General features: G+C 69.1%; 4 protein-coding genes and 1 pseudogene. 4 read left to right on the plus strand and 1 reads right to left on the minus strand.

From position 1 onward, the window contains the following. The 4 genes and pseudogenes from Q0U08_RS18055 to Q0U08_RS18070 all read left to right on the plus strand — a co-directional run. A pseudogene (locus tag Q0U08_RS18055) lies at nucleotides 1–343 on the plus strand (diaminopimelate epimerase); the annotation flags it as partial. Between the two features lie 29 nt (nucleotides 344–372). Further along, entirely contained in the window at nucleotides 373–1,194 is an 822-nt protein-coding gene (locus tag Q0U08_RS18060) for an oxygenase MpaB family protein (protein ID WP_298093055.1), read from the plus strand. Between the two features lie 152 nt (nucleotides 1,195–1,346). Next, nucleotides 1,347–2,003 carry a hypothetical protein gene (locus tag Q0U08_RS18065; protein WP_298093057.1) on the plus strand — a complete coding sequence of 219 codons (657 nt, stop codon included), beginning with the start codon at nucleotides 1,347–1,349 and terminating at the stop codon, nucleotides 2,001–2,003. After that, nucleotides 1,975–2,883, plus strand: coding sequence for a transporter (locus Q0U08_RS18070; RefSeq protein WP_298093059.1), 909 nt, complete (start codon nucleotides 1,975–1,977; stop codon nucleotides 2,881–2,883). The genes Q0U08_RS18065 and Q0U08_RS18070 overlap by 29 nt, the downstream gene beginning before the upstream one ends. Before the next feature lie 99 nt (nucleotides 2,884–2,982). Here the strand turns inward: Q0U08_RS18070 and Q0U08_RS18075 are convergent, their stop codons facing one another. Next, the gene (locus Q0U08_RS18075) at nucleotides 2,983–3,651 is read right to left on the minus strand and encodes a PAS domain-containing protein (RefSeq protein WP_298093061.1); all 669 of its coding nucleotides are present in this window, start codon (nucleotides 3,649–3,651) and stop codon (nucleotides 2,983–2,985) included. Nucleotides 3,652–4,345: the final 694 nt, after the last annotated feature.

Here is a 4,345-nt window from a genome sequence, read left to right on the forward strand (position 1 = left end):
GTTCGTGGAGGTGCGGGGGGACGCGCTGTTCGTGCGGACGTTCGAGCGGGGCGTCGGCCTGACCGACAGTTGCGGCAGCGCGATGGCGGCGTCGACCTATGCCGCGTGCCTGACGGGGCGGATCGGGTGGGACAGCGAGACGGTGGTGTTCAACAAGGGCGGGCTGGTGCGCGCCGAGGCGGGGGCGGACGGCATGGTGACGCTGTCGGGCAACGCGACCTATGAATGGGCGGGAACGGTGGAGGTCGATCTGGCGAGCGAGCGTGCCTGCGACCTGGTGATCGAGCGGACCTTCGATGACGAGCGCGATGCCTGGGAGGCGGCCAAGGCGCAGGCCTACTGAAGCCCGCCCGCGCTTCCTATATCGGGCAAGTGTCGATACGCCTTGCCATTCGCGACCAGGTGCGCGGTCTTGTGGGTTCGGGATCGGTGGACCTGTCGCGGCCACCGGGCGACCCGGGGCTGTTCGGGCCGGGATCGGCGACCTGGGCGGTACATGGCGACTTCACCGCGATGATGGTGGGCGGGATCAGCTCGCTGCTGGTGCAGATGCTGCACCCCGCCGCGCTGGCGGGCGTGTGGGACCATTCCGACTTTCGCGGCAACATGGGCGGTCGGCTGAAGCGGACGGCGCAGTTCATCTCCGTCACCACCTTCGGATCGACCGCGGCGGCCGAGAGCGCGATCGCGCGGGTGCGGCGGGTGCACGAGCATGTCGCGGGCACCTTGCCCGACGGGACGGCGTACCGCGCGAGCGATCCCCGGCTGCTGACCTTCGTGCATGTGGCCGAGGTCGATTCGTTTCTGCGCGGCTACCTGACCTATCGTGATCCGGCATTTCCGGCGGCGCGGCAGGACCAGTATCTTAGCGAGATGGCCACGCTGGCGCGGGCGCTGGGGGCAGAGGACGTGCCCGAGGACCGTGCCGGTATCGCGGCCTTCCTGGCGGCGATCCGGCCCGAGTTGCGCGTCGATGCGCGGGTGCGGACGGTGGCGAAGTTCCTGCTGAACCAGGCTTCGCCGCACCCCTCGCTGGCGCCGATGAACGCGATGATGATGCAGGCGGGTGTCGACCTGATGCCGCGCTGGGCCGCGCGGCTGCACGGGCGGATGCCGGGTGCGCCGGGCCGGCCGGTGGTGCGCGCGGGCACGATGGGCATGGGCGCGGTGCTGCGCTGGGCATTGAAAGCCTAGATCATCGTGCGTTAAACCTGCATCATCACATCCGTTCGGCCTGAGCGAAGCGGGGTAGAGCGGATTTAACGCAGCTTGCTCTAGATCCGGCGATTTCGTTGCTATCCCGAAGGTAGTGCCGCACCGCGCGCGCGGCGGTGCGATGATGGGGCATGAGCGCCAGTCTTCAGCAGGATGACGACCGGGTCATCTATGCACTGATCCGGTCCATGTACGATGCGGACGGGGCGGTTCCTTCGCGCCGCGAATGGGAACGACTGCGCCGCGCCGCGCAGCGGCGGCGTATCCATGTTGGAGTGCGGATCGCGATCTGTGCCGGGGCGCTGGCGGTGACGGTGATGTGGACGGGGCGGCCTTTGCCGGTGCCCGTGGCGCGCGAGCCGGTGGCGCAGGCGCCTGCGCCGGTGGCGGAGGTTGCGTCGCCGCCACCGGCGGTCGCGGCGGCGCCGGTGGCGGCATCCCCGGCGCCGGTGCGCGTTGCGCGGGCCGATCCGGCGGCGGTGCGGCGGTGGCGGGCGCGGGTGCAGGCGTGGCGGGTGCGTGCCAGGGCGCGGCGTGCGCTGGCGGTGCAGGCATCGGTGCCGGTGACCGAAGCGGCGGCGCCGGCGGCGATGGTCGCGGCGGCGCCGGCGGTGATGGAGGACAGGCGGCCGATGACGGTCGCGGCGGTGCGGTCGACCCTGCCGGTGCAGGAGAGCGACCGGCCATCAGGGGAGGAGAGCAGCCATGATGCCAGGGGTGCGGCAAGCGTTCCGGACAGCCGGGAAAAGGAAGCGCTGGATGCGATTCGCACGCTCAGGCTGCGCTGACATTGCGATCGGGACGCTGATCGCCGCGGCCCCGCTGTGCGCGGGGGCCGCGGCGGCGCAGACTCCCTTGCCCTATCCGGCGACGCCCGAACCGGACGATGGCGGGGGCATGGAGCCGCAGGTGCGGCCGATGCCCGAGGTGCTGCGCCCGGCGGCGGGAACCGAGATCACGCTGGGCGCGGCGACCTGGGACGGGCGGTTCGGGGGCACGACGGGCAACAATATCGCGGCGGTGCTGCTGAATGTCCGCCAGCGGCTGGGGCCGCTGCGCATCGATGCCACGCTGCCCTGGATGCGGATCCGCAGCCAGTCGACGATCTTTACCGGGATCAACGGCACGCCGCTGGTGGTGGGGCCGTCGATCCCGATGACCCGGCCAAGGCGACAGGGGCTGGGCGACCTGACGCTGGGCGCCTCCTGGCTGGCGGCGGGGCAGGATGTCGCGGGGCTGGACATCGACCTGTCGGCGCGGGTGAAGCTGCCCACCGCGGCGGATTCGACGCAATTGTCGACTGGCAAGACCGATTACGCCTTTGGCGTGGAGGTGGCGCGGACGATGGGCGCGGTGACGCCGGTGGCGCGGATCAATTACCGCGTGTTCGGCGACCCGACGGGCTGGACGATCCGCGACGGCATCGCGACCTCGATCGGCGCGTCGGTGGCCTTGCCGGGCCAGGGGATATTCCTGCTGTCCTACGACTATGCCGAGCGGACCAGCCGGTTCATCCGGCCGGCGCACGAGATCGTCGGTGGAGCCTCCGCACCGATCGGCGACCGGTTCCGGCTGACCGCCTATGCCAGCGGCGGGCTGTCGTCGGGCGCGGCGGCGTTCTCGACGGGCGTTTCGCTGACGCTGGCGCTGTCGAACGCCCGGCGGTGAAGTGCGCCAAGCTTGTTTGAAAACTCGCGAAAGAGCGAGTTTTGCGGGGGAGAGGGCCGGTACCGCAAAACGTGCTTCGGCACGTTTTCGATCAGATTCTCAGGCCGGTACCGGCGCGAAGTCCGGCATGGCGAGGATGGTGGTCAGCGTCGCCTCCGCCCACAATGTCATGCGCACCGGATCGTCGTCGCCGCCGGGCGGATGGATCAGCCCGGCATCGGCCAGCGCGCGCAGCCAGCGCAAGGTGACGGCGGGCGTGTGATCCAGCCGCTCGGCGATCCGGGACAGCGTGACCGGCTGGCTGCCGTGATGGAACAGCAGCAGCAGGATCTCCGCGGGCACGCCGGAGAAATAGGGCGCGCCGAGCGCCATCCGGCCAGCGAGCAACATGCCGATGGCGCGTCCGGCGGTCGCGCGGCTGTCGGCAAAAACAGGCGGTGAAAGCTCGACCCGGCGGGCGGTGCCGATCAACTGGCGTCCGCCAAGCCCGTCCGGGACCATCGAGACATGGACCTGGACGCGGACATGGCTGTCGTCCGGCCGACGATAGCGCTTGGTGATGCAAAACGCCTCGTTCCGGTTGTAGAGCCGGTCGAGCAGCGCGCGGTTGCCGGTGCGATCGGCGGGATGCGTCAGATCGAGCATCGATCTGCCGATGAGCGCGGCGCGCGGCCAGCCCATCAGCGCGACATAGTGATCATCGACCGTCGCGAACTGTTCGTGCCGGTCGAGGACGCCGGATGCGACGATCTCCCCCTCGTTGTGCATGTGCCGCTGTTCTCCCTGTGATGATTTACTGCGTAACCAGCAGAGTGAACAGGAAAATATCATGGATAAGTATGGCTGGCTGACGCTGTTTTTTACCGCTGCGGTTCGTTTGTTGGATACTTCCAGCGCCGAATTGCGTACATAACGAGAACATCGAGGCGGGGCGGTGAGGGGAGCGGGGGATGAACGAGCTGATCGCGCGCAAGGACGGCACGCTGTTGCGTCGGGCGGTGGCCAAGGGGGGCAAGACGGGGTGGACCAAGGCGAAGCGCAAGCGCTTCCTGGATGTGCTGTCGGCGACGTGCAACCAGACCATGGCGTTGAAGGCGGCCGGGGTCGCCCGATCGACGCTGTATGCGCTGCAGCGGCGGGATGGCGAATTTGCGCGCCTGTGCAGTGAGGCGCTGGCCTTTGGCTATGACCGGCTGGAACAGGAGCTGGTGGCGCGCGCCCTGGGGCAGATGACGAGCGACCAGAATCCCGAGGAGATCGGGGCCGGGGATGGGAACGCCCTGTCGGACTTCGATCCCGAACTGGCAATGCGCGTGTTGAAGCTGCGCGACGGGCGCGGTGGTGGTGGCACCGCGCGCAAGGATGTCGCGCCGCCGTCGCAGCACGAGCATGACCGGATGCTGCTCAAGCGCTGTCTCTTATACACATCTGACGCTGCCGACGATACTCCTTGTGTAGATCT

Source organism: uncultured Sphingomonas sp. (assembly GCF_946477935.1).
Lineage (GTDB): Bacteria > Pseudomonadota > Alphaproteobacteria > Sphingomonadales > Sphingomonadaceae > Sphingomonas.

Bases quoted from the DNA above. Each gene is read 5' to 3' on its own strand.
- Q0U08_RS18065 (WP_298093057.1), top strand. From the start codon at position 1,347: ATGAGCGCCAGTCTTCAGCAGGATGACGACCGGGTCATCTATGCACTG.
- Q0U08_RS18070 (WP_298093059.1), top strand. From the start codon at position 1,975: ATGCGATTCGCACGCTCAGGCTGCGCTGACATTGCGATCGGGACGCTG.
- Q0U08_RS18075 (WP_298093061.1), bottom strand. From the start codon at position 3,651: ATGCACAACGAGGGGGAGATCGTCGCATCCGGCGTCCTCGACCGGCAC.